Origin of the sequence: Micromonospora sp. LOL_021, from assembly GCF_048060215.1 — a bacterium.
Taxonomy (GTDB): Bacteria; Actinomycetota; Actinomycetes; order Mycobacteriales; family Micromonosporaceae; genus Micromonospora_E.
The window spans coordinates 15,756-40,728 of sequence record NZ_JBHMIN010000024.1 but is presented as its reverse complement, the minus strand read 5'-3'; the positions used below and the strand labels follow the sequence as shown (position 1 = coordinate 40,728).

General features: G+C 70.5%; 24 protein-coding genes, 1 tRNA gene and 1 riboswitch. Of the genes, 10 read left to right on the top strand and 15 right to left on the bottom strand.

All coding sequences use genetic code 11. The annotated features are described in order from the left end of the window. The 4 genes from ACFHWT_RS17160 (at nucleotide 1) to ACFHWT_RS17145 (ending at nucleotide 5,848) form a co-directional block, all read left to right on the top strand. The gene (locus ACFHWT_RS17160; RefSeq protein ID WP_416595648.1) at nucleotides 1-1,431 is read left to right on the top strand and encodes a 2-oxo acid dehydrogenase subunit E2; all 1,431 of its coding nucleotides are present in this window, start codon (nucleotides 1-3) and stop codon (nucleotides 1,429-1,431) included. Between the two features lie 222 nt (nucleotides 1,432-1,653). Next, nucleotides 1,654-1,791, top strand: a complete 138-nt coding sequence (locus ACFHWT_RS17155; RefSeq protein WP_199758042.1) for a hypothetical protein — start codon at nucleotides 1,654-1,656, stop codon at nucleotides 1,789-1,791. Between the two features lie 335 nt (nucleotides 1,792-2,126). Continuing rightward, nucleotides 2,127-4,016 (top strand): LppU/SCO3897 family protein, encoded by a 1,890-nt coding sequence (locus ACFHWT_RS17150; protein WP_416595647.1) that lies wholly within the window; start codon nucleotides 2,127-2,129, stop codon nucleotides 4,014-4,016. Then, the gene (locus tag ACFHWT_RS17145) at nucleotides 4,013-5,848 is read left to right on the top strand and encodes an NHL domain-containing thioredoxin family protein (protein WP_416595646.1); all 1,836 of its coding nucleotides are present in this window, start codon (nucleotides 4,013-4,015) and stop codon (nucleotides 5,846-5,848) included. The genes ACFHWT_RS17150 and ACFHWT_RS17145 overlap by 4 nt, the downstream gene beginning before the upstream one ends. A 7-nt stretch (nucleotides 5,849-5,855) precedes the next feature. Here ACFHWT_RS17145 and ACFHWT_RS17140 read toward each other — a convergent pair whose 3' ends face one another. Genes ACFHWT_RS17140 through ACFHWT_RS17130 form a run of 3 tightly spaced genes read right to left on the bottom strand, consistent with a single transcriptional unit; the run spans nucleotide 5,856 to nucleotide 8,183 of the window. Beyond that, the gene (locus ACFHWT_RS17140) at nucleotides 5,856-6,605 is read right to left on the bottom strand and encodes a LamB/YcsF family protein (protein WP_416595645.1); all 750 of its coding nucleotides are present in this window, start codon (nucleotides 6,603-6,605) and stop codon (nucleotides 5,856-5,858) included. Then, nucleotides 6,580-7,449: a biotin-dependent carboxyltransferase family protein gene (locus tag ACFHWT_RS17135; protein WP_416595644.1), complete on the bottom strand. Its 870-nt coding sequence runs from the start codon at nucleotides 7,447-7,449 to the stop codon at nucleotides 6,580-6,582. The genes ACFHWT_RS17140 and ACFHWT_RS17135 overlap by 26 nt, the downstream gene beginning before the upstream one ends. After that, nucleotides 7,446-8,183 carry a 5-oxoprolinase subunit B family protein gene (locus tag ACFHWT_RS17130; RefSeq protein ID WP_416595643.1) on the bottom strand — a complete coding sequence of 246 codons (738 nt, stop codon included), beginning with the start codon at nucleotides 8,181-8,183 and terminating at the stop codon, nucleotides 7,446-7,448. The genes ACFHWT_RS17135 and ACFHWT_RS17130 overlap by 4 nt, the downstream gene beginning before the upstream one ends. 96 nt (nucleotides 8,184-8,279) lie before the next feature. Here ACFHWT_RS17130 and trhA point away from each other — a divergent pair, with 96 nt between their 5' ends. Continuing rightward, a complete protein-coding gene (gene trhA, locus ACFHWT_RS17125) occupies nucleotides 8,280-8,957 on the top strand; it encodes a PAQR family membrane homeostasis protein TrhA (RefSeq protein ID WP_282232933.1) in 678 nt (225 codons plus the stop codon). 109 nt (nucleotides 8,958-9,066) lie between these two features. Here trhA and ACFHWT_RS17120 read toward each other — a convergent pair whose 3' ends face one another. Further along, nucleotides 9,067-9,354: a DUF6458 family protein gene (locus ACFHWT_RS17120; protein ID WP_416595642.1), complete on the bottom strand. Its 288-nt coding sequence runs from the start codon at nucleotides 9,352-9,354 to the stop codon at nucleotides 9,067-9,069. Between the two features lie 116 nt (nucleotides 9,355-9,470). Between ACFHWT_RS17120 and ACFHWT_RS17115 the strand changes: the two genes are divergently transcribed. Continuing rightward, entirely contained in the window at nucleotides 9,471-9,971 is a 501-nt protein-coding gene (locus ACFHWT_RS17115; RefSeq protein WP_416595641.1) for a SixA phosphatase family protein, read from the top strand. A gap of 61 nt (nucleotides 9,972-10,032) precedes the next feature. Here the strand turns inward: ACFHWT_RS17115 and ACFHWT_RS17110 are convergent, their stop codons facing one another. The 4 genes from ACFHWT_RS17110 to ACFHWT_RS17095 form a co-directional block, all read right to left on the bottom strand. After that, entirely contained in the window at nucleotides 10,033-10,293 is a 261-nt protein-coding gene (locus tag ACFHWT_RS17110; protein ID WP_123606537.1) for a DUF6458 family protein, read from the bottom strand. Nucleotides 10,294-10,395: 102 nt separating this feature from the next. After that, nucleotides 10,396-12,255, bottom strand: coding sequence for an acyl-CoA dehydrogenase (locus ACFHWT_RS17105; RefSeq protein ID WP_416595640.1), 1,860 nt, complete (start codon nucleotides 12,253-12,255; stop codon nucleotides 10,396-10,398). Nucleotides 12,256-12,612: 357 nt separating this feature from the next. Next, a complete protein-coding gene (locus tag ACFHWT_RS17100) occupies nucleotides 12,613-13,743 on the bottom strand; it encodes a PP2C family protein-serine/threonine phosphatase (RefSeq protein WP_416595639.1) in 1,131 nt (376 codons plus the stop codon). A 201-nt stretch (nucleotides 13,744-13,944) separates the two neighbouring features. After that, complete coding sequence (locus ACFHWT_RS17095) at nucleotides 13,945-14,583, bottom strand: septal ring lytic transglycosylase RlpA family protein (protein ID WP_416595638.1); 639 nt, start codon at nucleotides 14,581-14,583, stop codon at nucleotides 13,945-13,947. Nucleotides 14,584-14,758: 175 nt separating this feature from the next. On the opposite strand from ACFHWT_RS17095, the gene ACFHWT_RS17090 reads away from it, so the two are divergent. Continuing rightward, entirely contained in the window at nucleotides 14,759-15,352 is a 594-nt protein-coding gene (locus ACFHWT_RS17090; protein WP_416595698.1) for a phosphoribosyltransferase family protein, read from the top strand. 19 nt (nucleotides 15,353-15,371) lie between these two features. Here the strand turns inward: ACFHWT_RS17090 and ACFHWT_RS17085 are convergent, their stop codons facing one another. Continuing rightward, complete coding sequence (locus ACFHWT_RS17085; RefSeq protein WP_416595637.1) at nucleotides 15,372-15,815, bottom strand: hypothetical protein; 444 nt, start codon at nucleotides 15,813-15,815, stop codon at nucleotides 15,372-15,374. 74 nt (nucleotides 15,816-15,889) lie between these two features. Between ACFHWT_RS17085 and ACFHWT_RS17080 the strand changes: the two genes are divergently transcribed. Then, nucleotides 15,890-16,669 (top strand): glycosyltransferase family 2 protein, encoded by a 780-nt coding sequence (locus ACFHWT_RS17080; RefSeq protein ID WP_416595636.1) that lies wholly within the window; start codon nucleotides 15,890-15,892, stop codon nucleotides 16,667-16,669. Nucleotides 16,670-17,007: 338 nt separating this feature from the next. On the opposite strand, the gene ACFHWT_RS17075 is transcribed toward ACFHWT_RS17080, so the two are convergent. After that, nucleotides 17,008-17,078: transfer RNA gene (locus tag ACFHWT_RS17075), tRNA-Gly, on the bottom strand. Between the two features lie 146 nt (nucleotides 17,079-17,224). After that, nucleotides 17,225-17,740: a pyridoxamine 5'-phosphate oxidase family protein gene (locus ACFHWT_RS17070; protein WP_416595635.1), complete on the bottom strand. Its 516-nt coding sequence runs from the start codon at nucleotides 17,738-17,740 to the stop codon at nucleotides 17,225-17,227. 129 nt (nucleotides 17,741-17,869) lie between these two features. Here ACFHWT_RS17070 and dcd point away from each other — a divergent pair, with 129 nt between their 5' ends. Continuing rightward, nucleotides 17,870-18,448, top strand: coding sequence for a dCTP deaminase (gene dcd / locus ACFHWT_RS17065; RefSeq protein ID WP_416550984.1), 579 nt, complete (start codon nucleotides 17,870-17,872; stop codon nucleotides 18,446-18,448). 160 nt (nucleotides 18,449-18,608) lie between these two features. On the opposite strand, the gene ACFHWT_RS17060 is transcribed toward dcd, so the two are convergent. After that, nucleotides 18,609-19,547, bottom strand: coding sequence for an NlpC/P60 family protein (locus ACFHWT_RS17060; RefSeq protein ID WP_416595634.1), 939 nt, complete (start codon nucleotides 19,545-19,547; stop codon nucleotides 18,609-18,611). Nucleotides 19,548-19,645: 98 nt separating this feature from the next. Next, nucleotides 19,646-19,788: riboswitch (cyclic di-AMP (ydaO/yuaA leader) on the bottom strand. Nucleotides 19,789-20,045: 257 nt separating this feature from the next. Continuing rightward, nucleotides 20,046-21,005: an NlpC/P60 family protein gene (locus tag ACFHWT_RS17055; protein ID WP_416595697.1), complete on the bottom strand. Its 960-nt coding sequence runs from the start codon at nucleotides 21,003-21,005 to the stop codon at nucleotides 20,046-20,048. A 316-nt stretch (nucleotides 21,006-21,321) separates the two neighbouring features. On the opposite strand from ACFHWT_RS17055, the gene ACFHWT_RS17050 reads away from it, so the two are divergent. Continuing rightward, nucleotides 21,322-22,053 carry a GOLPH3/VPS74 family protein gene (locus ACFHWT_RS17050; protein WP_416595633.1) on the top strand — a complete coding sequence of 244 codons (732 nt, stop codon included), beginning with the start codon at nucleotides 21,322-21,324 and terminating at the stop codon, nucleotides 22,051-22,053. Here ACFHWT_RS17050 and ACFHWT_RS17045 read toward each other — a convergent pair. Both ACFHWT_RS17045 and ACFHWT_RS17040 read right to left on the bottom strand, forming a co-directional pair. Then, nucleotides 22,050-22,634, bottom strand: coding sequence for a VanZ family protein (locus tag ACFHWT_RS17045; protein ID WP_416595632.1), 585 nt, complete (start codon nucleotides 22,632-22,634; stop codon nucleotides 22,050-22,052). The two genes, ACFHWT_RS17050 and ACFHWT_RS17045, sit on opposite strands and share 4 nt — an antisense overlap. Nucleotides 22,635-22,644: 10 nt before the next feature. Continuing rightward, entirely contained in the window at nucleotides 22,645-24,903 is a 2,259-nt protein-coding gene (locus tag ACFHWT_RS17040) for a heterodisulfide reductase-related iron-sulfur binding cluster (protein WP_416595631.1), read from the bottom strand. Between the last annotated feature and the right edge of the window lie 70 nt (nucleotides 24,904-24,973).

Genomic DNA, 24,973 nt, shown 5'->3' with positions numbered 1-24,973 from the left:
ATGTCTCGGATCAAGCAGTTCGACCTGCCCGATCTTGGCGAAGGCCTCACCGAGGGCGAAATCCTCAAGTGGCTCGTCCAGGTCGGCGACGTCATCGAGCTGAATCAGCCGATCGTCGAGGTGGAGACCGCGAAGGCCGCGGTGGAGATCCCCGCCAAATGGGGTGGGCAGGTACAGGCCATCTTCCACCCGGAAGGCGCCACGGTCGAGGTCGGCACGGCGATCATCGCGATCGACACCGAGCCGGCCGCCGGCCCCGCCGCTGAACCGACCGGCCCGGTGCCGGCGCCGTCCCGATCCGAATCGCCACAGCCGGAGATCCCGCCGCCCGGCGGTGCGATCGAGCCGGGCATGATCGGCGGGCCGGCCCCCGGTGGTCGGACCGCCGTGCTGGTCGGCTACGGCCCGCGGACCACGGCGGCCAAGCGCCGGCCGCGCCGCACCGTCGGCGAACTGGCCCAGCCCGCCGTACCGGTGGCGGTGTCGACCGGCCCGCTGACGGCCGAGCCTGCCCCGACTGAACCGGCACCGGCCGGACCAGGCCCAGCCGGTCCGGCGGCGAAAGCGCTGGCCAAGCCGCCGGTGCGCAAACTCGCCCGGGACCTCGGTGTCGACCTGGCCGGGCTGCGCGGCAGCGGTCCGCTCGGCTCGGTGACCCGGGACGACGTGCTGCGGGCCAGCGAGCAGGCCGGGTCGGCGCAGGCCGGGTCGGCCGCACCACTGTCCGGCTCCGACCGCGAACAGCGGATCCCGGTCAAAGGGGTACGCAGGTTGACTGCGGAGAACATGGTCGCGTCGGCGTTCACCGCGCCGCACGTCACCGAGTTCCTCACCGTCGACCTGACCCGATCCATGAAGGCACTGGACCGGATCCGGAGCCAGCCCGACTGGCAGGGGATCAAGGTCTCGCCGTTGCTGATGGTGGCTCGGGCGATGCTGCTGGCGGCACGCCGGCACCCGTTGGTGAACTCCACCTGGGCCGGCGACGAGATCGTGGTCAAGGAGTACGTGAATCTCGGCATCGCGGCTGCGACCGAGCGGGGCCTGATCGTGCCGAACATCAAGGACGCTGGGCGGCTGACCACTCGGGAACTCGCCGAGGCGATGGCCGATCTGGTTCGGACCGCGAAGGCGGGGCGGACCGCGCCGGCCGACATGGCCGGCGGCACGATGACCGTGACCAACGTCGGGGTGTTCGGAGTGGACAGTGGCACTCCGATCCTCCCGCCGGGCGAGTCGGCGATCCTCGCGATCGGCACGATCCGCAAGGCACCCTGGGTACACAAGGAGAAGATTCGGATACGCCAGGTAGCGACCCTGGCGCTGTCGTTCGATCACCGGATCATCGACGGCGAACTCGGCTCCGCGTTCCTGCGCGACGTCGGAGCGTTCCTGACCGACCCGGAGGCGGCACTGCTCGCCTGGACCTGACCGCCGATACCCGACGCGACTACGAACGGCGTCGCCACCATCACTGGTGGCGACGCCGTTCACCGTAGTTGCCCTAATCATCCTCGGGTCACGTCCGTCCAGATCATGGATTCTTAGGCAAGTGGCGGCTCTCACCTAAGAATCATTGGCCACCGGAAGCTTGGTGCGCTTCACTTGAGTTGACCGCCAAAGCGGTCGACAAGAGATCCACAGGAGAGCACCATGTCCATGATCGATCGCATCCGCCGCCACCGGGAAGCCAGCCGACGGACCCGCGCCCTGGAGCGGGCACTGCGCTCCACCGACTCGGCCGCCGTACGCGACGAGATCCGCGCCATCGCACAGCGCTACCACAGCTGAACGGACCGCCGTCACGGTCCGCTGTCCCGCGACACCTCCGCCACTTCGACGGCACCAGGATTCCTCCGTTGCGGGATCGCCCGGTACGGTGGGCTCGGTCGCCGTCAGGTCGATCCGGCGCGCTGGAGACCAGAACCGGTCGGCAGCCGCCGGACGGCCAGCCGGCACACCCAGGCTGGTAGTGCAGACAGCCAGCCGGGCCCGCCCGGCCACGGTGGCAGCAGAGCCACCGCAGGTCGGGTGAGCCCGCCCGGCCGGTCCACCGGTGTCCCTGGTCGACCGACCAGCCAGGTCGGCGGCACCGGCGCGGCTGACATGTCATGGAGGAGGCGCACATGACGTCCGAGGGCACGCAGCATCCCGGCCAGGAGCCGGAGGAGGCGGGTGTCGGCGGACCCGCGCCATACGGCAGCAGCCAGCCGCAACGCGGCGCGGCACCCGATCCCGGCGACCCAGGTGCCGGACACCAGTCCGAGCAGTGGGCACCGGCCGGTGGCGGTTGGCGCACCGGATTCGGTGACCAGCCGGGCGGTGCCGGCTACCCGGCGCCGCCGCCCTACCCAGCCCCACCCGGCATTCCGGCGCCCAGCATTCCGCCGGCCGAGCCCTGGTCGCCTCAGCAAGCCTGGCGGACCGACCCGGAGCGGCCGGCGACGCCGGCTCCCGCTCCGCCTCCCCCCGCCGTGCCGCCGGCCGCCGGAGGGTTCGGCGAACTACCGCAGCGTCAGCCGGAGCCGCAACAGCAGCCCGAGCGGCCGGAACCACCGCGATTCGCTCCGGGTCCGCCGTCGGAGTCGCCACGGCCCGGCGGGGCGCTACCGTTCTCACCGTCCGGCCCGACGCCACTACCGCCCCAGGAGACCCGGGTGCCCGGTGCGTCGCTGGCCGCCGCGCTTGGCGGCGCTCCGATGCCGCCCGATCCGCTGCAGGCTCCGCACGTACCGCCGCAGCAGGCTCCGCACCCACAGCAGCAGGCTCCGCACGTACCGCAACAACGTGGTCCGTACCCCGACCCGGCACCGGCCGACGCCCACCCGGGCTTCCCCGGGCCCGGGCAACCTGGCGGCGAAGCCGGCGGCCCGGTGCCGGCCGCCGACCGCCCGGCACCGGCCGCCGGGCCATCGGTACCGGCTGGTCCCGGGGGCGAGCAGCACCTCCCATCGGCCGCGACAGCCGGCGGCACCGGCCGAGCGGTGACCGCCACCGCAGCCGTGCCCAGCACCAGTCGGGTCGCCCCGCCGACGGATCCGGCGGCGCTGCCCACCGGTCGGGCGCCGGCTCAACCCCGCGTCTACGGCCGGCCGGTCGGTGGCGCCGTACCGGCTGCCGAACAGCAGCCCGAACCGTTCGGCCAGCGGCCCCAGCAGTCCGGCCAGAACGGCGTCCCGTTCGCACCACCCGGCTCGCCGGTCCCCATGCCGGAGCACAACCCCGGGCTGCCGCCGCTGACACCGCGCCGTCCCGGACAGGTCGCACCTCCGTTCGGTGCCCGGCCGACGCCGGACGGGGCACCGGACGGCCCCGGTCCCGACGCTGCTGCGCTCGCGCTGCCACACCTGAGCGCCGGGGCGCACATCCAGCCAAGCTCACCGCCGGAGCCGGCGCAGGGCTACCGACCGGCCGGTGCGCAGCCGTACGGTGATCTCGTCGACTCCGGCAACGCCGGAGCGGGTCACTGGAACCACCCTGACCTGGCCGGCCGGCAGCACCCGCCCGGCCCCGGCCAGCCAGGAGCGGCACCGGCTGCCGACGGCGCACCGCCGGCCGGCCAGTGGGAGCCGTCCGATCCGGAACAGAACCGGTTCGACGCGTTCCGGCCGGACGCGGCCGAACCAGCAGCCGACGAGGCCAAGCCGGAGCCGACCCCCCAGGTCCGCAACGGACGCGTACTCGTCGCGGTTTTCGTCGCCGCCGTGCTGCTGGTGGGAATCCCGATGTCCCTGGTCTGGCTCATCACCCGGCCCGGGGAGCAGCCGTTCAACCCGGCCGTCGGCGACTGTGTGAAGCAGTCGGGCAACACCGCCGCACCGGCCGACTGCGCCGAACCGGGCGCGTACCAGGTGATCGCCAAGGTCGACCAGCTCGACCAGTGCGACGACCCGACCGCCCCGCACATCGAGATCCCGGCGGACTCGGGCCGGGCCCAGGTCCTCTGCCTGCAGGCAGCCGCGACCGAACCGGCCCCGGAGGACAGCGCCGACACCGGCGAGGAAGCCACCGAGTGACCGCACCCCGCGTCCGGGCACCCGAGCTGAACGGTCGACAGTGGCTGAACACCGACGGCCGTGAACTCGGCCTACGGGATCTGCGTGGGCGGGTCGTCCTGCTGGACTTCTGGACCTTCTGCTGCGTCAACTGTCTGCACGTGCTCGACGAACTGCGACCACTGGAGGAGAAGTACACCGACGTCCTGGTGGTGATCGGGGTGCACTCGCCGAAGTTCGCCCACGAACGGGATCCGGCGGCGGTGGCGGCCGCGGTGGAGCGGTACGGGGTGAGCCACCCGGTGCTCGACGACCCGGACCTGGACATGTGGCAGCAGTACGCCGCCCGGGCCTGGCCGACCCTGGTGCTGGTCGATCCGGAGGGTTACGTCGTCGCCACCATGGCCGGCGAGGGACACGCCGACGGTCTGGCCAGGGAGATCGACCAGCTGATCCGGACGCACGAGGCGAAGGGCACGCTACGCCGAGGCGACGGCCCGTACCTGCCGCCGGTGCCGGCCGACACCACCCTGCGCTTCCCCGGCAAGGCGGTGGCGCTCGATGACGGTGCCCTGCTGGTCTCCGACTCGGCCCGGCACCAGCTGGTGGAGCTGGAACCGGACGGCGAGACCGTCCGTCGCCGGATCGGCGCTGGCGAGCGCGGCCGCGCCGACGGCCCAGCCCGGTCCGCGACGTTCAGCGAACCGCAAGGGCTGCTCCGGCTACCGGCCGACGTCGCCGCCGTGGCCGGGTACGACATCGTGGTCGCGGACACCGTCAACCATCTGCTGCGTGGCCTGCGGTACGACACCGCAGAAGTGCGCACGGTCGCCGGCTCCGGCCGTCAGTGGCGCTCGACGGTGGACTACCACCCGCACGACGCCCGAGCCGTCGACCTCTCCTCGCCCTGGGACCTGGCCTGGTACGACGGCAAGGTGATCGTCGCCATGGCCGGCATTCACCAGCTCTGGTGGTTCGACCCGGTGACCCGCACCGCCGGCATGTACGCCGGCACCACCGTGGAGTCGCTGCGCGACGGCCCGATTCCGGACGTCTGGCTGGCTCAGCCGTCCGGCCTCGCCACCAGCGTCGACGGCCACCAGCTGTGGATCGCCGACAGCGAGACCAGTGCGCTGCGCCGGCTCGCTGACGGCGAGCTGCGTACCGTCGTCGGACAGGGCCTGTTCGACTTCGGCCAGGTCGACGGGGCGGCGACCGACGCGCTGCTGCAGCATCCGCTCGGTGTGTGCGCGCTCGCGGACGGCTCGGTGCTGGTGGCGGACACCTACAACGGCGCGGTCCGCCGCTACGACCCGGCCACCGACCGGGTGTCCACGGTGACCGACGGTCTGGCGGAGCCGAGTGACGTACTGGTGACCGCGGACGGCACCGTGTGGGTGGTGGAGTCGGCGGCGCACCAGCTCACCCGGCTGGCACCGGGTGCCCTGTCGGCGGCCGGCGCCACGGTCGTCGGTGCCCGGCGCCGCACCGAGCGTCCGCCGACGCTGATCGCACCGGGTGAACTGTCGCTCGAGGTGGTGTTCACTCCGGCACCCGGTCAGAAGCTGGATGCCAGTTTCGGCCCGGCGACCCGGCTGGAGGTCTCGGCCGACCCACCGGAACTGCTGCTCGACGGGGCAGGCAGCGACACCGGGCTGACCCGGCGGCTGGTCGTCGACCCGACGGTGGCCGCCGGCGTGTTGCAGGTGGTCGCCCAGGCTGCGACATGCGACGCAAACGCCGAGCACGCCGCCTGCCACCTGACCCGGCAGGACTGGGGAGTGCCGGTCCGGATCGACCCGGCCGGGGCGGGTCGGTTGCCGCTGATCCTGCGCGGAGTCGACGCACACTGACGGGCGGTCAGACGAAGGCGGCGAGGCGCTGACCGTCCGCGCGCAGTGCGGCGCGGATCCGTCCGGCCAACTCGACCGCGCCGGGAGTGTCACCGTGCAGGCAGATCGACTCGACCGGGCAGGCCAGCGTGCTGCCGTCGGTCGCGGTGACACGGTGTCGCCGGGCCAGGGACACCGCCTGCCCGACGACCCTGTCGGGGTCGCCGAGCAGCGCGCCCGGGTCCGATCGGGGCACCAGCCGCCCGTCGGGCAGATAGCCACGGTCGGCGAAGCCCTCGGCGACGGCCCGCAGCCCGGCACCTGTGGCGAGCTGTCCGAGGACCGAGCCTGGCAGGCAGAGGACCGGCAGCGCGGGGTCGTAGTCGGCCACCGCTGCGACGACGGCGGCGGCCTGCGTCTCGTCCACGCAGGCCGTGTTGTACAGCGCGCCGTGCGGCTTGACGTAGCGGACCCGGGTCCCGGCCACCCGGCAGAAGCCGTCCAACGCGGCGATCTGGTAGAGCACGTCGTCGCGCAACTCGTCAAAGCGGTAGTCGATCCGCCGCCGCCCGAAGCCGGCGAGGTCGCGGTAGCCGACCTGGGCTCCGACGGCGACGGCCCGCTCGGCGGCGGCCGTGCAGATGCGGCGCATCGTCACCGGGTCGCCGGCGTGAAAACCGCAGGCGACGTTCGCGGAGGTCACCACGTCCAGCAACGCCTCGTCGTCGCCGAGACGCCAGACGCCGAAGCCCTCACCGAGGTCCGCGTTGAGATCCATGGAACCGCACAGTAGTACCGGGCCGTGCCTGGGCCAGCGGGGTGACGTCGTCGACGACGCCGACCACCGGGTATCCGCCGGTAGTCGGATGGTCGGCGAGGAAAACCAGTGGCTGTCCGTCGGCGGGCACCTGGACCGCGCCGAGCACCAGCCCTTCACTGGGTAGTTCGTCGCGGACGGACCGAGTGAGCGGCGCGCCGATCAGTCGGACACCGATCCGGTTGCTCAGCGGGCTGACCTCGTACCCGGTGGTGAGCAGCCGCTGGACCCCCTCTTCGGTGAACCAGTCCGCCCGTGGCCCGAGCCGGACGGTGAGCCGGACCGGGACGGCCGGCGCGGACCAGGGCACCGCGTCGGCCGCGACCCGGCTTAGCGCCGCCGGCGGCGGTGCGGTGCCGACCGGCAGTACGTCGCCGTCGCGCACGGTCGGCGGTCCGATGCCGGCAAGGGTGTCGGTGGACCGGCTACCGAGCACCGCCGGCACGGCGATCCCACCGGCGACCGCGAGATAGCTGCGTACGCCGTACTGGGCCGGGCCGACCTGGACCACGGCGTTCGGCGGCACCGGCGTCGGGGTGAGGAAGCCACCGGACCGGCCGGCGATGCGGACCGTGGCCGGTGCCCCGGCGAGCGCGACCCAGCCGCCGGTGCGCAACCGCAGCGTGCAACCGGTCAGGGTGACCTCCAGGCCGGCAGCGTCGGGCCGGTTGCCGACCAGCCGGTTGGCCAGCGCCAACGCCGGCTGGTCGAGCGCACCGGCCCGGGGTATGCCCAGGTGCGCCCAGCCGTACCGGCCACGGTCCTGCACAGTGGTGAGCGCGCCGGCCCGGATCACCTCGATCATCGGTCCGCCCCGGTTCCGGCCGGTGCCTGCGGTGCGGCCGGCCCTGGTGTGGTCGGCCCGGTGGCGGTCAGCCGGACCCGGGTGCCGGGGGTCAGCGTCGCGGGCGGCTCCCGGTCCAGGTCGAACAGCACCAGATCGGTACGCCCGACCAACTGCCAGCCGCCGGGCGACGCGGTCGGGTAGATGCCGGCGTGTTCACCGGCCAGGGCCACCGAGCCGGCCGGTACGGCGGGGCGGGGCGTGACTCGCCGGGACACCTCCCACTGCCTGGGCAGGCCGGTCAGGTATCCGAAGCCGGGCGCGAAGCCGCAGAACGCCACGGTGAACTCGATCCGGGTCAGCCGGTCCACGACGTCGGCCACGGCGACCCCCCACTGCCCGGCGACGTCGGTCAGGTCGGGACCGTCGAACCGGACCGGTACGGTGATCCGCTGTCCGGTGTCGTTGACGGCTTCGGCCGCCGCCGGTTGCCAGCCGGCCAGTTGGCTCGCAGTCAGTGCGGGGTCCGGCAGGCCGTCGAGCAGGATGGTCCGGGCTCCGGGGACGATCTCGGCTACCCGTAGTTCGCCGAGTTCACGGCGCCGGCCCAGCTCGGCGCGCCAAGCGTCGACGGGGCCGCGTTCGCTGCCCCCGAGTTCGCTGTCTTCGAGTTCGCTGTCTCCGGGTAGCACGGTGCCAGCCGGCGCCGCCCATTCGAGCAGAAGCGCGTGCCGGCCGACCGGGTGGATCCGCATGGGTCCATTGTCGGCCGCCGGGCGTCAGCCGGTAGTGAGGCGGACGTGAGGCGACTCACTACCAGTGGGTAACCTACGGTGCCGTAGCCTTGTCTGGTGACCACCGAAGCGCCCCTTCGCCTCAAGCCGGTCGACATCGGCAAACCCCGGATGCGCGGCTGGCTGCACACGTACGCCTTCTTCGTGGCCCTGGTCAGCGGCATCGTGCTCTGCGCGCTGGCCGCCACCCGACCCGGCTGGACCGCGCTGGTCAGCTGCGTCGTCTACAGCCTGACGGTGTGCGGCCTGTTCGGCACCAGCGCGCTCTATCACCGCCGGGTCTGGTCGGAACGGGCGTACCAGATCATGCGCCGCCTCGACCATTCGATGATCTTCGTCTTCATCGCCGGCACCTACACACCGTTCTGCCTGCTTCTGCTGCCCGGGCGCAGCGCCGCCACCCTGCTCACCGTGGTCTGGGTCGGTGCGCTGGCCGGGGTGGCGATGAAGCTGATCTGGCCGCATCTGCCGCGCTGGGCCGGCGCCCCGCTCTACATCGCCCTCGGCTGGGTCGCGGTGGTGGTACTACCCGACATCCTGCAGCACGGTGGGGTCACCGCGCTGGTCCTGCTGATCGTCGGCGGCGCAATCTACAGCGTCGGGGCGATATTCTATGCGCTGCGCCGCCCCAACCCGTGGCCCACCGTCTTCGGCCACCACGAGTTCTTCCACGCCTGCACCCTCGTCGCCGCGCTGTGCCATCACATCGCGATCTACTTCGCGCTCTACGCCTGACCCGCCACCACCCCGGCGGGGACCGCCCGGTTCGGGATCGTCGGCGATCCTGTTCCGTTCGGGGCAGATCCTGATCCGTCGGGGGGTGGCGGTCTGCTCGGGGTCCGGATCACCGCCGCACCGGGCCGCCCGGGCGACGCGCCTCCCGGTACTGCTCCTCCACAACCCGGTCCGACTCGACCGGGGCAGCCGGTGCCGGCTCGTCCTGCGCGGTCCGGGACACCACCGTACGGCGGCGGCTCTGCCAGAACCACAACGTCAGGGCCAGCCCGAACACGCCGGCCACCATCAACACCCAGCCGACCGTGGTCAGGTCGAGAAAGCCCATTTCGGCCTCGACCGCGAAGGCCAGGATGGCGCCCAGGGCGATGAGGAAGATGCTTCCGCCGATGCCCACTTCGTACCTCCTTGGCTGTTGCCGGCACCGTCGTGCCGGCCGGATGCCGCTTGTGAGGTAGCGGCGGGCACGGATGTACCCAGGCGCTTGCGAACTCAATCAGGCAAGCTGAACCGATGACCCGACGCAGCATCGTGCTGCTCCGGCACGCAAAAGCGGAGCAGCCCGAACAGATGGCAGACGAGCGACGCGGGCTCACCCCGCGCGGACACTCGGACGCGGCGCACGCCGGGCAGTGGCTGGCCGAACACCAGCTCTGGCCTCAGCTGGTGCTCTGCTCGCCGGCCCGGCGCACCCGGCAGACCTGGCAGGAGGTGTCGGCGGCGGGTCCGCCGGCACCCGCCCGCTTCGAACCCCGGTTGTACGGCGGGACCGCGATCGACCTGCTCGGACTGGTGCGGCAACTGGACGACTCGGTGCTCCGGGTGCTGATCGTCGGGCACAATCCGACGGTTTCCTACGCTTCGGCGCTGCTCGATCCGGCCGGTGCCGGCGACAGCGGACTGCGCACCTGTGGGATCGCCGTTCACGAGTTCACCGGCGAGTGGACGGCGTGTGGGCCGCAGGCGGCACCTGCGACCCACACGTACACCGCCCGGGCGGCCCGAACCAACTGACCGCGCAGCCCGAGCAGGGGCAGCGCGGTCAGTCGGGCTGCGGTCAGTTGGGCTCCTGCGGTCAGTTGGGCGGCTGCGGCGGTTCGGCCGGCGGTGGCACCATCTGCGCCGGATGGGCCAGTTTGTTCTCCTCGACGATGACCGTCCGGGCCCGGCGGCGGCGATCGTTCCAGAACCACAGCACGGTGAGCAGGATCGCCAACCCGGCCAGGATCAGCACCCAGCCCACGGCCCGCACGTCCAGCCACCAGACGTCGGCCCGGACGGCGTACGCCAGGATGGCGCCGATTGCGATGAGGAAGATTCCACTGCCGATACCCATGCGTGCACTCCTTGTGCGGTGGCTACAAGTTGTGCGGTCGCCTGCTGATCTACCCGCCGGGGAGGGCCCGAAACGGTGGCGGCGGAACCTCCGGTTGTCTGCTCAGAAGGCGTCCTCGGGTAGGTCCATGAGGTCGAGGCCGGTTCCAGCGATGATCCGACGGTCGGCACCGATCCGGGGCAGCACCTCGCTGGCGAAGAACCGGGCGGCGGCTACCTTGCCCTGGTAGAAACTCCGGTCGGCGTCAGAGACCCCGTCGCCGCCCAACGCGGTCAGGGCGACCTCGGCCTGCCGCTGCAGCAGCCAGGCGATCACCACGTCGCCGAGCGCCAGCAGCAGTCGCCGGCTGCTCAGACCGACCTTGTACAGCGAGCGCGGCTCGCCGCTCTGCACCTCACCGAGCCAGCCGGTCATCACGCCGAGGATGTTCTGCACCTCGCCGAGCGCCCGGCCGAGCGCGGCGCGTTCCTCCTTGAGCTGGCCGTTGCCGCCTTCGGCGGCGATGAAGGCCTGGATCTCGCCGGCGATCGCCATCAGGGACTGGCCGTTGTCCCGGACGATCTTGCGGAAGAACAGGTCGAGGCTCTGGATCGCGGTGGTTCCCTCGTACAGGGTGTCGATCTTCGAGTCCCGGACGTACTGCTCCAGCGGGTAGTCCTGCAGGTAGCCGGAGCCGCCGAAGGTCTGCAGCGACTCGTGGCCGAGCAGCTCGTACGCCCGTTCCGAGCCGCACCCCTTGACCAGCGGCAGCAGCAGGTCGTTGACCCGTTTGGCGAGCTGCACGGTCTCCTCGTCGCCGGCCGCCCGGGCGATGTTGATCTTGTCCTGCCAGCTGGCCGTGTAGCAGACCAACGCGCGCAGGCCCTCGGCGTACGACTTCTGCAGCATCAGCGACCGACGGACGTCGGGGTGGTGGGTGATGGTCACCCGCGGTGCCGACTTGTCGGTCATCTGCAGCAGATCGGCGCCCTGGACCCGGTTCTTCGCGTACTCGAGGGCGTTGAGGTAGCCGGTGGAGAGGGTGGCGATCGCCTTCGCGCCGACCAGCATCCGGGCGTACTCGATGATCAGGAACATCTGCCGGATTCCGTCGTGCACGTCGCCGAGCAGCCATCCCTTGGCCGGCACGCCGTGCTCACCGAAGGTGAGCTCGCAGGTGGTGGAAACCTTCAGCCCCATCTTGTGCTCGACGTTGGTGGCGAAGACGCCGTTGCGCTCGCCCAGCTCACCCGTTGCCCCGTCGAAGTGGTACTTGGGCACGACGAACAGCGACAGGCCCTTGGTGCCCGGACCGCCGGCACCCTCGACGCCGACCGGACGGGCCAGCACGTAGTGGATGATGTTCTCGCTGAGGTCGTGCTCGCCGCTGGTGATGAAGCGCTTGACGCCCTCGATGTGGTACGTGCCGTCCGGCTGCGGGATCGCCCGGGTGCGCCCGGCGCCCACGTCGGAGCCGGCGTCCGGCTCGGTCAACACCATCGTCGACGCCCAATACCGCTCGACGAAGAGCTTGGCCCACTCCTTCTGCTCCGGCGTGCCCTCGACGTAGAGGGTATGCGCGAAGGACGGCCCGGAGGCGTACATCCAGACCGGTGCGTTGGAGCCGAGCACCAGGTCGGCCAGCGACCACCACAACGCGCGTGGCGCGTTGGTGCCGCCGAGCTCCTCCGGCAGGTCCAGCCGCCAGAACTCGGCCGACATGAAGGCCTCGAACGAGCGGTGGAACTCGGGTGGCAAGGTCACCGAGTGGGTGGCCGGGTCGAAGACCGGCGGGTTGCGGTCGCCCGGCGCGAAGCTGGGCGCGAGCTCCTCGCGGGCCAGCCGCTCGACCTCGCCGAGGATGCTCCGGGCGGTGTCGACGTCCAGGTCGGCGTAGGGCGCCTGGCCGAAGGTGCGGTCGGCGCCGAAAACCTCGAACAGGTTGAACTCGAGGTCCCGAAGGTTGCTCTTGTAGTGGGTCATCGCGTGGTGGCCCCGCTTCCGGACAGCTGTTACTGGTCAGTAACCACAACTGTATTACTCCCGGGTAGCCAACGACAAGCACGTTGTCTGGCAAACCGAGGACAGCGACCGGGCAGTCGACGTCCCGCCAGCCGTCACTTGTCCGGAATACGGTCGTTTTGCCCGGTGCAAGAGGCCAAGAATTGGGCAAAACCCAAGAAGCGCCGCAGTTGCCATCAGGAGGCACAGATGTCCGTCACCCGCCTGCTCAACGCACTGGTCGAACCGATCGCCAGCCGTCGCTACGTCGGCCGGCACCGGGCCCCCGGCGGCACCAGTGCCCTGTTCGCGATCGCCCAGCCGGTCTGATCCGGCCGGTCAGCCGCCGGGTGCGCCGACCTCCCAGCTCGGCACGGACGGGGCGGGCACCGCCCCGGAGCCCGAGTACTCCATCAGGACCAGGGCGATGTCGTCGTCGAGCCGCCCGTACACCCACTCGACCAGCGCCGTCTCCAGCGATGCCAGGCCGTCGCCAACGGTGCCGTGACCCAGCAGCCGCCAGGCCCGGTCCGCGGTGGGGAAGAAGGCACCGTCCCGACGTGCCTCGCCCAGTCCGTCGGTGAACAGCAGCAATCGGTCACCCGGCTCGAGACGTTCGACCCGGGGACGTACCACCGGCATGAAACCGAGTGGCGGCGCCGGAGCCGGCGGTTCCAGCGGGATCACTTCGCCTCGGCGCAGCAGCAGCGGAGCCGGATGCCCACAGTTGACGATGGTCAGCGTTCCACCGCGCTCCTCGACCAGGGCGGCGGTGACGAAATCCTCGTCGCCCACGCTGCGCGCCACCGCCCGGTCCAGGTCCGCCACGATGGCCCGCAGGTCGGCCCGCTCATAGGCGACGTGCCGGTACGAACCCAGGACGATGCTGGCCAACCGGACCGCGTCCAGGCCTTTGCCCCGTACGTCTCCGATGATCATGCGTACGCCGTACGGCGTGTCGAGCGCCTCGTACAGGTCACCGCCGATGTCCGCGGCGGCGGTGGCGGAGATGTAGCGTCCCGCCACGGCGAGCGTGCCGACCTGTGGTCCGAGCGGACGCAGCACCGCCTGCTGGGCCACCGACGCCAGCCGCGAAAGCTCGGCGATCTGCTGTGCCTGCCGTTCCCGGATGACCGCGACCGCCGCCGCCAGTCCGGTGGCCAGCGCGATGCCGACCACGTTCACCGCGGTCGCCAGCGAGAGCATCTGACCGGTCAGCGCGAAGATGCCGCCGACCAGGGTGGCCAGCACCCCGGTGGAGAGCACCACCCGCCACGTCGCGAAGGCCGCCGCGAGGAACGGGGCGGCGGCGACCAGACCGACGTAGTTGACCCCGGACCCGTCCGCGATCTCCACCACGGAGACGAGCGCGAGCAGCACGAGGGCCGCGCCGAGGCCGACGCGGGAACCAGCGCTGAGTGGGCGGCGGCCGCCCATCGGAAAGATGTGCATGGGTACGCGAAACAGCATGACTCATCGGTGGCGGTGGCCCAACGGAGTTGGCCTGTCGTCTGATCCGGATATGGCCACCCGGAGTATTGGACAACCTTGGCACCCTGGCTATCCCCCGGGCGGGCGGCGAGCGGTTGCTCAACCTGTGGGCAAACCTGAAAATGGCACATCACGCCGCTGACCAGCAGCTCGACACTGAGTGGCAACTCAGGATTGCGGTCAGTCGCCGAGAATCTCGTAGCGAACCTGCAGGTGACCCAGGTCAAGAGCCGCAATCTTCGCGAAAGCGGCAGGGGCCAGGTCGAGGCACCGCCCGTCGATGAACGGTCCCCGATCGTTGATCCGGACCACCACGCTGGCACCGGTCTGCGGGTTGGTCACCCGCACCTGAGTGCCGAACGGCAGAGTACGGTGCGCGGCGGTCATCCCTGACGGGTCGAACGGCTCGCCGTTCGCGGTGACCTGTCCGCTGGCGTAGTACGACGCACCGCAGGTGCCGCTCTCCACCACCTGGCCACCGGACTGGGCCTCGTTCTGGGTCTGGGACGGCCCGCCGGTCGGGGACCGTTCTGGCGTCGGGGACGGTTTCGGCGTCGAGGCGGCTCGGTCGGCCCCACGTGCCGCCCGGGTCGACGCGGTCGAGCGGTCCGGCACAGGGGAGCCGGACGCCGTGGTCGTGGACGGCGTGTTCGTAGGCGGTGTGGCCGTGGACGCCGCACGCGATGTTGTCGACGTACCGGCGGTCAGTTCGAACGCCATGGCCGTTCCGCCCGCCAGCACACCGGCCAGCAGGACCACCGCCAACCACGGTGCCAGCCGCAGACGGTACGGACGCGGGTTGCGATGGCGCGCGGCCATGACGTCTCCTGACGAGCTGACAACATAATTTAGCCGCCGCAACGTAGCCGGAGCAGGCCGTGTCGTGTCAAGTGTGCCCGGCAGATTCACCGGCGCGGAGTCCCGGCATACTCGGCCGGTGACCGACGCCGCAGCCGCTCACCCGCACCGGTCCCGCGCGGCCGCAGCCGGCAATGTGCCACGCCCGGCCGCATCCGGCGACGCGCCGGACCCGGTTGAACTTCGGCGGCTGCTGATCGACACCTTCGTCTGGCACGACCCCGGCCCGGCCAGCAGCCATCTGGTGAGCGACCTGTCCGGGTGGTGGCGACACCCCCGGATTCTCGCCGGGATCGGCCCGGCCCTCGCCGATCTGGCCAGCGCCAATCTGGCCGACGCGGACCGACCGAGCACGGTGATGACCCCGCAGGTCACCGGGCTGCTTGTCGGCCCGCTGGTGGCGACAGCGCTCGGCGTTGGCGTCGTACCCGCGTACAAGGAGGATCTGCAGCGGGCAATCGCGGACGCGACCACCTGGACCACGACGGCGCCCGACTACCGGGGCCGCACACTGCGGCTCGGTGTCCGTGACCGGCACCTCGGCCCAGGCGACCGGGTCCTGCTGGTCGACGACTGGGTCACCAGCGGCGCGCAGCTGCGGGCCATGGCGCAGCTCGCCGCAGCTCGCGGGGCGGTCGTCGTCGGCAGCGCGGTGATCGTCGCCGACTGTCCGCCCCCCGTCGTCGACGAACTCCGGATCCGCAGCCTGATCCACAGCGAGGACCTGTGAACCACCAGGGTCGGATCGGCTACGGGGTCGCCTCGTGTCCCGGTCGGCCGACGGTACGCCGGGCCTGCTTCATCTCCGCCTCGTGGATGTGCCGGCGGCCGCCCACCAGCGCCTCCCGGGCCGCCCGCTCGACCGCCTGGAAGGTCGCGTAGTAGCCGTCGTCGAACTCCTCGACGATCTGGAACGTCCAGCGGCCCGGCAGGACGTTGCGACCGATCAGCTCCGTCTCGACCCGGTCAGCCATGTGCCGGTGACCGGCCCCGCGCAGCAGCTGGACGACCCGGTCCAGGGTCGCATCCGCGCCGCCGATCAGCTGGTGCATCGAGTAGAGGTGGCCACGGGCCCGGTGCACCGTCTCCAGTGCCTTGCTCAACTCGCCGAGCGCCGCGACCGTGGCGTCGTCCACCCCGGCGGGGCGGGAGTGAGCGGCGTCCGTCGAGCGCGGGTCCGACGATTCCGGCATGGGACATTCGTACCAGAGATCGGCGCACCGCAACGTAGGGTCAAGGATCAACAACCCATAGTAGAGTCGGAGCGATGCGCCGGCCCCCGCAGACCATCTCGGTGGTCACTCCTGTCCATCCCGCGAGCATCCCGTACCTCGCTGACGCGTACGCCTCGCTGCGGGCGCAGCGGATACCGCCTGGCTGGCAGTGGCGCTGGCTGGTGCAGGAGGACGGGCAGACCGGTGAGGTCGCAACCGCGCTGCCCCAGGACCGACGGATCAGCGTCGGCCACAACCGCCCTGGTGGCCCCGGCGTCACCCGCACCATGGCGCTGTCCCGCGTCGACGGGCCGCTGGTCAAGGTGCTCGACGCCGACGACCGGCTGACCTCCGACGCGCTGGCCCGCGACATCGCGGTCCTCACCGCCGACCCGACGGTCGACTGGACGACGGCGGCGGCGCTCGATCTGCTGAGCGACCACAGCACGGTACGGATGGCCACCGATCCACCGGGCGGCCGGTTGCCCGCCGGCACGGTCCACCGGTGCCGGCAGGAGGACGCCTACCGACTGCCGGTGCACCCGGCGACGCTGTGCATCCGTACGGACCTGCTGCTGGCCCTGGGCGGCTGGCTGGCGCTGCCCGCCTCCGAGGACACCGGGCTGCTCCTCGCCGCGAGCACGGTCAGCGACGGTCACTTCATCGATGAGCCGGGGTTGCTCTACCGGAAGTGGCCCGGGCAGGTGACCAACCAGCAGGCCCACTGGTCCCCGACGGAACGGGCCGACCGGATCCAGGTGATCGAAAGCCGGGTCGCCGCGCTGGCGCGGCTGGGCATCGGTCCGACGTCGTCCACACCACAAGGTCGGTGATGACGCGCGGCGGTCGTCGCACGCAGCGTGACCCCCCGGGCCAGCGGTTACCTGTTCAGCTTGATGCCAGAGGTGCATCAGGATGCACCTGCGGCATCACGTCCACCGAGGCAGCATGGGTTCCGAGGCGGGCAACGCAGGCAGTTGGATTGATGACCAAAGCTACGAAATGATCAAAAAGGTGGCAGAGCTGACCAATCGCAGCCCCAGCGAGTTGATCCGCGAAGTGCTGCAGGCCTCGTACCCACGGAAGTAGGAACCTAGCGGCGACCCCGCGTACGTACAGTGCAAGCCCTGGTTGGGAGTGTGGTCACGACCAAGGCTTTCGTGTGTTGGAGAGCGGGTGACGGGAATCGAACCCGCACTGTCAGCTTGGGAAGCTGATGTTCTGCCATTGAACTACACCCGCGAGCGGCCCCACTTTACCCGGTCCGCCCGGTCACTGCGCAACAGGCCCGGCCGCCAACCGAGCACCAGCATGGGTACGGCTCGACACCCGTCGACCGAGCGTCAACGGGTAGGGCGTCGACGCGTCGGCCGGTGCCGCACGGCGGATCAGCAGGCGACCGGGGTCGGCACCGGGTGGGAGACGCTGCCGCTGGTCGGGTCGAGCCAGACCTGGACGGCTGGTTGCCGTGGCGCCGCCGCCGCGTAGTGGCCGGTGCTGCCACCGCGTTGCGCCACCATCGCCACGTCGACGGTGAACTCGAACAGCCGCCAGTCGACGTGCGGCACGGCCCCGAGATCGCTGGCCAGCCGACCCACCTTGGTCGGATCGGTGACCGGATGCGCCCGACCTGCCAGGTACGCCTCGTCGTCGCTCTCCTCCGGCGGGAACGAGTGCAGCGCGTACCGACCGTCCCGCTCCAGGTCACGCCGCTTCGGCGAATCGATGATGAAGCAGAACAGCCCACTGTCGGTGATCACCGGGGAGACCGGGTGCACCCGGGGACCGCCGTCGGCTCGGACGGTGGCGAGGTAGCCGAGGCCGGGGCCGTACTGCTGCATGAGGAGTCGGATCGCCGTGGCCAGGCGGGGCTCGTCGGCTGCGAACTCGGACCAGGTTGCCATGCGATCATTCTATCGAACATGTGTACGAAGAGATAGTGGGATCGCCCGGCCACGCCGATCCGGGTACGTTCCGGCCAGGACACCCGCCGCACGGTCGCACCGCCGGCCGCACGTCGCTATCGTGTGACGATGCTCCTCTCCGACCGGGACATCGTCGCGGAGACCAAGACCGGCGGCCTCTCCCTCGAGCCGTTCGAACCCTCGCTCGTCCAGCCGTCGAGCATCGATGTCCGGCTCGACCGATACTTCCGGGTCTTCAACAACCACCTTTACACCCACATCGACCCGGCCACCCGGCAGGACGATCTGACGTCCCAGGTCGAGGTGCCCAGCGGCGACCCGTTCGTGCTGCACCCCGGTGAATTCGTCCTCGCCTCCACGCTCGAGGTCGTCTCGCTCGGCGACGGCCTGGCCGCCCGGCTGGAGGGCAAGTCGAGCCTGGGTCGGCTGGGCCTGCTGACCCACTCCACCGCCGGCTTCATCGACCCCGGCTTCTCCGGCCACGTGACGTTGGAGTTGTCCAACGTGGCGAACCTGCCGATCAAGCTCTGGCCCGGGATGAGGATCGGCCAGTTGTGCATCTTCCGGCTCTCGTCGACGTCCGAGCATCCGTACGGGTCGGCGGTCTACGGATCCCGGTACCAGGGGCAGCGTGGCCCCACTCCGAGCCGGTCCTGGCAGCGGTGGCGCACCTGGCCGACCAGCTGAACCGGCAGGGCTGCCGGAGAGCCGGCGTACCGGCGACGGGGAGGCGAAAGGCGCCCTCCCAAGCCGGGGGGAGACATGGGAGGGCGCCTTTCCGGTGGCCGGTGCTGCCGCTTGACGGGGGGATCAGCGGCACGCGCCAGGCCATGGGGAGGAGTCAGGTCTAACCAGGCCTGCCGTAACTGTGCACACTCGAACCGATCTTGCGCATCTGCACCGGTTCGCCCGCCTGGGAGGCGTGCACGATCCAGCCGTCACCCACGTACATGCCAACGTGGGAGAGCCCGCTGTAGTAGAAGATGAGGTCGCCGGGGCGCAACTCGTCCCGGCTGACGTTGGCGGTCACCTGACGCTGCCGAGCGGCGTTGTGCGGCAGCGAGACGCCGGCCTGCGCCCAGGCGGCCAAGGTGAGACCCGAACAGTCGTAGCTGCCCGGTCCCGCTGAACCCCACACGTACGGCTTGCCGATCTGCGCACAGGCGAAGGTGACCGCCTTGCCGGCCGCACCGCCGGGGTAGGTCGCCGGGCAGGGCGCGGGACGCAGCGAGCCGAGGGTGTTGGTCGAGCCGTACGCCTCCAGTCGCAGGTCCTGCAACCGGTCGACCTCGGCGTCGATCTCCTTGGCCTTCGCCGCCAGCTCAGCCTCGGTGCTGGTCAGCTCGACGATCAGATCGTCGAGTGGGGCTTTCTTCGCGGCGTACTCGTTCTTGAGGTCGACGACGGCCTGGACGTCGCGGGCCTGCCGCCGGGCGAACTGGTCCAGCAGCTCGAGCTGGTCGGCGAGGTGGGTCGGCTTGCCGTTGGTCAGGATCGCGTTGAAGACCGACGGACTACCGCCCTTGTACGACCGGGCGGCGAACTCGCTTACCCGGTCCATCGCCAGGTCGATCTGGATCTGCAGCGGCTTGATCTTCTTTTGCAGTTCGTCCGCCTGCTTCTTCTTGGCGGCAAGGTCCTGCCGTACGGCGTTGTGCCGTTCGATCGTCGGTTCGAGCTCGGCCCAGACCTCGTCGATCTGCGACTCGATCTCGGCGACGGTCGGCTGCGCCTGCGCCGGAGCTCCGACCAGCAGCAGACCGACGCCGGTCGTGGCGGCGATCAACGCGTTGAGTATTCGTCGAGGGTCGTGCGGCGTTTTTCGCCGATGGTCGCGGCTGGACCACCGGAGGTACCGCCGAGGGGCGCTCGTAGCCACCGGACTCCTTCTCCCCAGACCGCCTACCGGGTTAGCTGACGGGTTCGGGCGGAAAGGAGACGCCCTACCGCAGTGGCCTGCGGATTCACCCCGGGAGTGCCGTGGGTCCCCGGCTCGCCGTCAGGCGGCGATTAGGCGGTGTCAGGCCGAGGTCAACCCGGTTGGTTGACGTCCTCCCGACTCGACGATCCCCAAGGGTAGAGAGCGGTGTTCTCGCTACGCAAGCGAGAACACGGACTATCTCTTTGCGTACACATCCGATTGCGTATCGTGCATAGGCTGTCGTCGTTCAAGCGTTCGAATCTTGCTGGGCGGACCGGCCCGTTCATACCGGTCCGCCCATACGTTCGGCCCACCGACGCGCGTCACTCAGATCGCCTCGGCGAGCGTGCTGACCTGCCGCGATCAGCCGACCCGCTTGAATCCGGCGAGCGGCATGTTGTCGATGTTCTCCATCTGCACGGGTTGACCCGCGCGTGGAGCGTGCACCATCAGGCCATTACCGATGTAGATCCCCACGTGATGCAGATCACTAAAGAAGAATACGAGATCCCCTGGTTTGGCGTTGGCGCGGCTGACCGAACTGCCCTGATTCCACTGAGTTCCGGTGTAATGCGTGAGGCTGACACCGGCACTTGCCCAGGCGTACTGGGTCAGGCCGGAACAGTCGAAGGCGTTCGGCCCGGTGGCACCCCAGACGTACGGCTTACCGAGCTGTGCGCACGCGGTGCGGACCGCGGTTCCGGCGGCTCCGCCGACCGACACCGCCGGGCACGGGCCGGAGGCACCGGATCCGCCGGTGTAGCCGGTTGACTGGTACGCGGCGTTTCGCGCCCGTTCCAGCCGCTTGATTTCGGCGTCGATGGCCTTGCGCTGCTCGGCGAGCGTCTTGTCCTGTGCCTGCTGCTTCGCGATCAGCTCGTCCAGCGCCTGCCGCTCGGCGAGATAGCGGTCCCGGGTGTCCAGAACGGCGGTGATCTTTTCCTGCCGACGCTTGGAGATCCGGTCCAGCACCACGAGCTGATCCGCCAGGCTGGTCGGTGATCCGGTCCGGAGCAGGGCGTTCAGTTCGCTCGACGGCCCGGTCCGGTAATAGCGGTTGGCCACCTCGCCGATCTCGTCCGCCGCCAGGTTGGCCTGCAGCGACAGGGGGCGGATCTTCTCGTCGAGCGCGGCCGCCTTCTTCTCGTTGGCCTTGAGCTCGCTGTGCACCTTGTTGTACTGCTCAATGACCGGTTCCAGTTTCAGCCACTGGGCGTCCAACTCGGCTTCGATCTCAGCCAGCGTCGGCTCGGCGTGGGCCGGCCCAGCCGGGGAGACCAACGCGGTTACGGCGAGCAACAGCGCAATCGCACTGCGCCGCATAAAGCGCATGGGTCGACGCTCTCCGCATCGATATCGGGACCCACTGTGACGATGGATGTGCGAATTTGCGAGCGCACGTGCCATTGGCAGCGACTCCTTCAATGGTTCGATCGCTGGGGCCTCACGGGCGGGGGTACGGAGGCCGACATCCGCAGCGGTCGGTGCATCACCTTATTGGAAAGCGCGGTGTTCGTTCAAGACCGCCTGCTGTCCCTGCTTCATCCGAAGCAACCGCTCGTCGCCGCCCGCAGCCGCTGCTTCTCCCGCAGCCACCGCTTCTCCTGCAGTCACCGCTCTGGGCGGTTAGCGTGACGGTATGACGTCGCTCAGCATCGCGGAAGAGCTGGTCCTGCTCAGCTATGACGATTCCGGAACCGCGACCGTCGCATCCCCCGAGCTCGACTACGCGGTCGCCGGGGCAGTGTTGTGCGACCTCGCCGTAGGCGGGCAGCTTTCGATCGATGCGGACGGCCGGGTGCAGGCCAGCGGCAACCCGGCCGAAGACAGCCAGGCCAGCGACAACCCGGCTCACGGTGTCCCGGCCGAGGACGACCCGGGTCGAGGGCAGGGTCGGAAGCTGCTCGACCGGGCACGGACCAGGATCCAGGCCGAGCCCGGCCGCGCGACCCGCGACTGGGTGGTCGATCTGTCCCACGGTGTAGTCGACGAGGTGCTCGACGGGCTGGTCGCCTCGGGAGTGCTCCGCCGGGAACGGGACCGGGTGCTCTGGGTGCTGCCCCGGACCAGGTTCGCTCCGCCGGACGGCGTCGAACCGCCCGCCGAGACGGCGACCCGGCGACGGCTGGCCGCCGCCGAGCGCGGTGCCGGACCGGTCGAACCGCGTACCGCCGCATTGGCCTGCCTGCTGAACGCACTCGACGTACCTGACACCGGTGCCGCACAGCCCTTGGACGCGCAGCGCCACCTGTCCGCTGTGCTCGGGCCGGCGACCTGGCCGATCGCCGCGACCACCGACGTCGTCGACGGGTACCGGGCAACGGTCGCCCGCGGCGTCGTCACCGCCACCGATGTCGCGACTGGTAGCTAGCTGACCCTGGTACGCGCCGGTGCGAACCGCCGCCACAGCAACCGGACGATGCCGCCGCCGACCGCCCCGATCAGCACCCCGGTCGCATTGTTGACCCAGTCGTAGCCGACACACTCGCGGCCGACGCCGAGCACCGCCTGGGCGACTTCGACGCCGGCCGGGGCCAGCAGGAGCAGCCCAGTGGCCAGCGCTGGCCGGCGGACCGCCAGGACGGCACAGAACGCCAGCGGCACGAACATCACCACGTTGCCGACCCGTTCACCGAGCGAATCGACGGTGACCAGCCCGGACCACAGCACCGCCGGATCGGTGAGTGACCGGAGGCACGCGGTCAGGACCTCCCCGTTCGGGCCGGAAACGGAGGCCCCGGGAGCGAGCGGTACGCCGGTACCGGCCGGTGCCGGCGGCAGGGTGAGCGCGGTGATCGCGGCGGCGCCGAGGAGCATCCCGAGCGTCGGCCAGCGTGCCCAGCCGAGCCGTACGGCGACCGGCCGGTGCACCAGCAGGCTCACGCCGGCCAGCACCGCCAGGGTGAGGAACGGCCAGGGCTGGGCGAGGAACTCGCGGGCCCAACCCAGCACCCGCTTCTCCCTACTCCTCGGCCGACGCCGACGCCGACGCCGAAGATGACGATGACGATGACGCCGAAGATGCTACCGCCGGCTTGACCGACCTGAGCAGCACCGTCGCCACATCGACGACCTCGACGTTCTCGTCCGCCGCGCCGCTGGACTGCTTGCCGGTGACCCCGTCGCCGAGCATGGTGTAGCAGAACGGGCAACCGACCGCGATGGTCTGCGCCCCGGTGGAGAGCGCCTCCTCGACCCGGTCGACGTTGACCCGCTTGCCGATCCGCTCCTCCATCCACATCCTCGCCCCGCCGGCACCGCAGCAGAATGAGCGTTCGGAGTTGCGCGGCATCTCCCGCAGCTGGGCCGGGTCGCCGCCCGCCTCGGCACCTGCGGTCAATGCGGCGCCGAGCACCTCCCGGGGCGGGCTGAACACCCGGTTGTGCCGGCCCAGGTAGCACGGGTCGTGGTAGGTCAACCCACCGTCGACCGGGGTGACCGGGGTGAGCTTGCCGGCGGCGACCAGGTGGGCCAGCAGCTGGGTGTGGTGTACGACGTCGAAGTGGCCGCCGAGCTGGCCGTACTCGTTGCCGAGGGTGTTGAAGCAGTGCGGGCAGGTCGCGACGATCTTGCGTCTCGCCGGCTCCCGGTCGCCGAACGCCTCGTTGAGGGTCTCGACGTTCTGCTGGGCCAGCATCTGAAAGACGAACTCGTTGCCGATCCGGCGGGCCGGGTCGCCGGTGCAGGTCTCGCCCTCGCCGAGGATGGCGAAGTCGACGCCAGCTTCGTGCAGCAGGGTAGCCACCGCGCGGGTGGTCTTCTTGGCCCGGTCCTCGAACGCGCCGGCGCAGCCGACCCAGAACAGGTACTCGAAGTCGTCCACCTCGCCGACTCGGGGGACCGCGAAGTCGAGCCCCTTGGTCCAGTCCTCCCGGGTGTTCGGCGGAGCACCCCACGGGTTGCCCTTGTTCTCGAGGTTACGCAGCATCACGCCGGCCTCGCTGGGGAAGCTCGACTCGATCAGCACCTGGTAGCGGCGCATGTCGACGATGTGGTCGACGTGTTCGATGTCCACCGGGCACTGCTCCACGCAGGCCCCGCAGGTGGTGCACGACCAGAGAACGTCCGGGTCGATGACGCCGCCGTCGTCGGCACCGCCGATCAGCGGGCGGTCGGCCTCGGCCAGCGCCAGGGCGTCGACCTTGGCGAGTTGTTCGGCCGTACCCTTCTCCTCGCCGGTGAGGTCCTTGCCGCCGCCGGCGAGCAGGTACGGCGCCTTGGCGTAGGCGTGGTCGCGCAGCGACAGCACGAGCAGCTTCGGTGACAGCGGCTTACCGGTGTTCCAGGCCGGGCACTGCGACTGGCAGCGGCCACACTCCGTACAGGTGGTGAAGTCGAGCAGGCCCTTCCAGCTGAACTGTTCGACCTGGGCGACCCCGAACTGATCGGACTCCGGGTCGGCCTCTTCGAAGTCGAGCGGCTTGCCGTCGCTCATCATCGGCCGCAGCGCGCCGAGGCCGGAGTTGGGCCGGCCGGGGTCCCGCTTGAAGTAGATGTTGAAAAAGGCGGCGAACCGGTGCCAGGCCACCCCCATGGTCAGCGTCAACGCGATGACGATCAACCAGGTCATCGAGATGAGGATCTTGACCAGGGCGGTGATGCTGATCGCCGACTCGGAGGCGGGCAGGACGGCACCGAGCGCGTGGCTCACCGGGGTGGCCCAGACCGGGAAGTCGAAGTGGTCGGTGGCCACCCGGAAGCCGCGGATCAAGAACCCGCAGATCAGTACGGCCAGCACGACGGCTTCGACGAAGTAGCCCTGCCACATCGTCGAGCCGGTGAACCGTGACCGGCCGCCGGTCCGGGTCGGCCGGTTCGCCAGCCGGATCCCGATCAGCACGCCGATACCCAGCATGCCGAGGATCGAGATGAGCTCGGTGACCAGCCCGTACGGCAGCCAACCGCCGATCACCGGAATGCCGCCGCCGGCGTCGACCACCTCGAAGTACGCCTCCAGTACGAGGATGGAGAGCACGATGAAGGCGACCATGACGAACCAGTGGGCCGCCCCGACGACGCTCCATTTGAGCATCCGGGTGTGGCCGAGGGTCTCGCTCAGCATCACCTTCGCCCGGGTGGCCGGGTCACCGGTGCGGTGCGGGTCGGCCTCACCGAGTCGGATGATCGAGACGAACTGCCAGACCGCCCGGCCGGCGAGCACCACCGCGACGGCGGTGACGATGGCGGCGACCACCGTGGTGACGATCTGGACCGTACCCATTCGTTGGCCTCCCGGTGTGCTGCGGACGAGCGGCAGAGTGACCGGAAGGCCGGCCACGGAGCTTCAGCCT

What these genes read in the sequence shown, in the direction of transcription:
- ACFHWT_RS17040 (WP_416595631.1), bottom strand. Translation starts at nt 24,903, where the DNA reads ATGGGTACGGTCCAGATCGTCACCACGGTGGTCGCCGCCATCGTCACC.
- ACFHWT_RS17140 (WP_416595645.1), bottom strand. Translation starts at nt 6,605, where the DNA reads ATGGATCTCAACGCGGACCTCGGTGAGGGCTTCGGCGTCTGGCGTCTC.
- ACFHWT_RS17115 (WP_416595641.1), top strand. Translation starts at nt 9,471, where the DNA reads ATGACCCGACGCAGCATCGTGCTGCTCCGGCACGCAAAAGCGGAGCAG.
- ACFHWT_RS17070 (WP_416595635.1), bottom strand. Translation starts at nt 17,740, where the DNA reads ATGGCAACCTGGTCCGAGTTCGCAGCCGACGAGCCCCGCCTGGCCACG.
- ACFHWT_RS17085 (WP_416595637.1), bottom strand. Translation starts at nt 15,815, where the DNA reads ATGCCGGAATCGTCGGACCCGCGCTCGACGGACGCCGCTCACTCCCGC.
- ACFHWT_RS17130 (WP_416595643.1), bottom strand. Translation starts at nt 8,183, where the DNA reads ATGCGGATCCACCCGGTCGGCCGGCACGCGCTTCTGCTCGAATGGGCG.
- ACFHWT_RS17050 (WP_416595633.1), top strand. Translation starts at nt 21,322, where the DNA reads ATGACGTCGCTCAGCATCGCGGAAGAGCTGGTCCTGCTCAGCTATGAC.
- ACFHWT_RS17160 (WP_416595648.1), top strand. Translation starts at nt 1, where the DNA reads ATGTCTCGGATCAAGCAGTTCGACCTGCCCGATCTTGGCGAAGGCCTC.
- ACFHWT_RS17105 (WP_416595640.1), bottom strand. Translation starts at nt 12,255, where the DNA reads ATGACCCACTACAAGAGCAACCTTCGGGACCTCGAGTTCAACCTGTTC.
- ACFHWT_RS17150 (WP_416595647.1), top strand. Translation starts at nt 2,127, where the DNA reads ATGACGTCCGAGGGCACGCAGCATCCCGGCCAGGAGCCGGAGGAGGCG.
- ACFHWT_RS17095 (WP_416595638.1), bottom strand. Translation starts at nt 14,583, where the DNA reads ATGGCCGCGCGCCATCGCAACCCGCGTCCGTACCGTCTGCGGCTGGCA.
- ACFHWT_RS17155 (WP_199758042.1), top strand. Translation starts at nt 1,654, where the DNA reads ATGTCCATGATCGATCGCATCCGCCGCCACCGGGAAGCCAGCCGACGG.
- ACFHWT_RS17135 (WP_416595644.1), bottom strand. Translation starts at nt 7,449, where the DNA reads ATGATCGAGGTGATCCGGGCCGGCGCGCTCACCACTGTGCAGGACCGT.
- ACFHWT_RS17100 (WP_416595639.1), bottom strand. Translation starts at nt 13,743, where the DNA reads ATGCTGTTTCGCGTACCCATGCACATCTTTCCGATGGGCGGCCGCCGC.
- ACFHWT_RS17110 (WP_123606537.1), bottom strand. Translation starts at nt 10,293, where the DNA reads ATGGGTATCGGCAGTGGAATCTTCCTCATCGCAATCGGCGCCATCCTG.
- ACFHWT_RS17055 (WP_416595697.1), bottom strand. Translation starts at nt 21,005, where the DNA reads ATGCGGCGCAGTGCGATTGCGCTGTTGCTCGCCGTAACCGCGTTGGTC.
- dcd (WP_416550984.1), top strand. Translation starts at nt 17,870, where the DNA reads ATGCTCCTCTCCGACCGGGACATCGTCGCGGAGACCAAGACCGGCGGC.
- ACFHWT_RS17080 (WP_416595636.1), top strand. Translation starts at nt 15,890, where the DNA reads ATGCGCCGGCCCCCGCAGACCATCTCGGTGGTCACTCCTGTCCATCCC.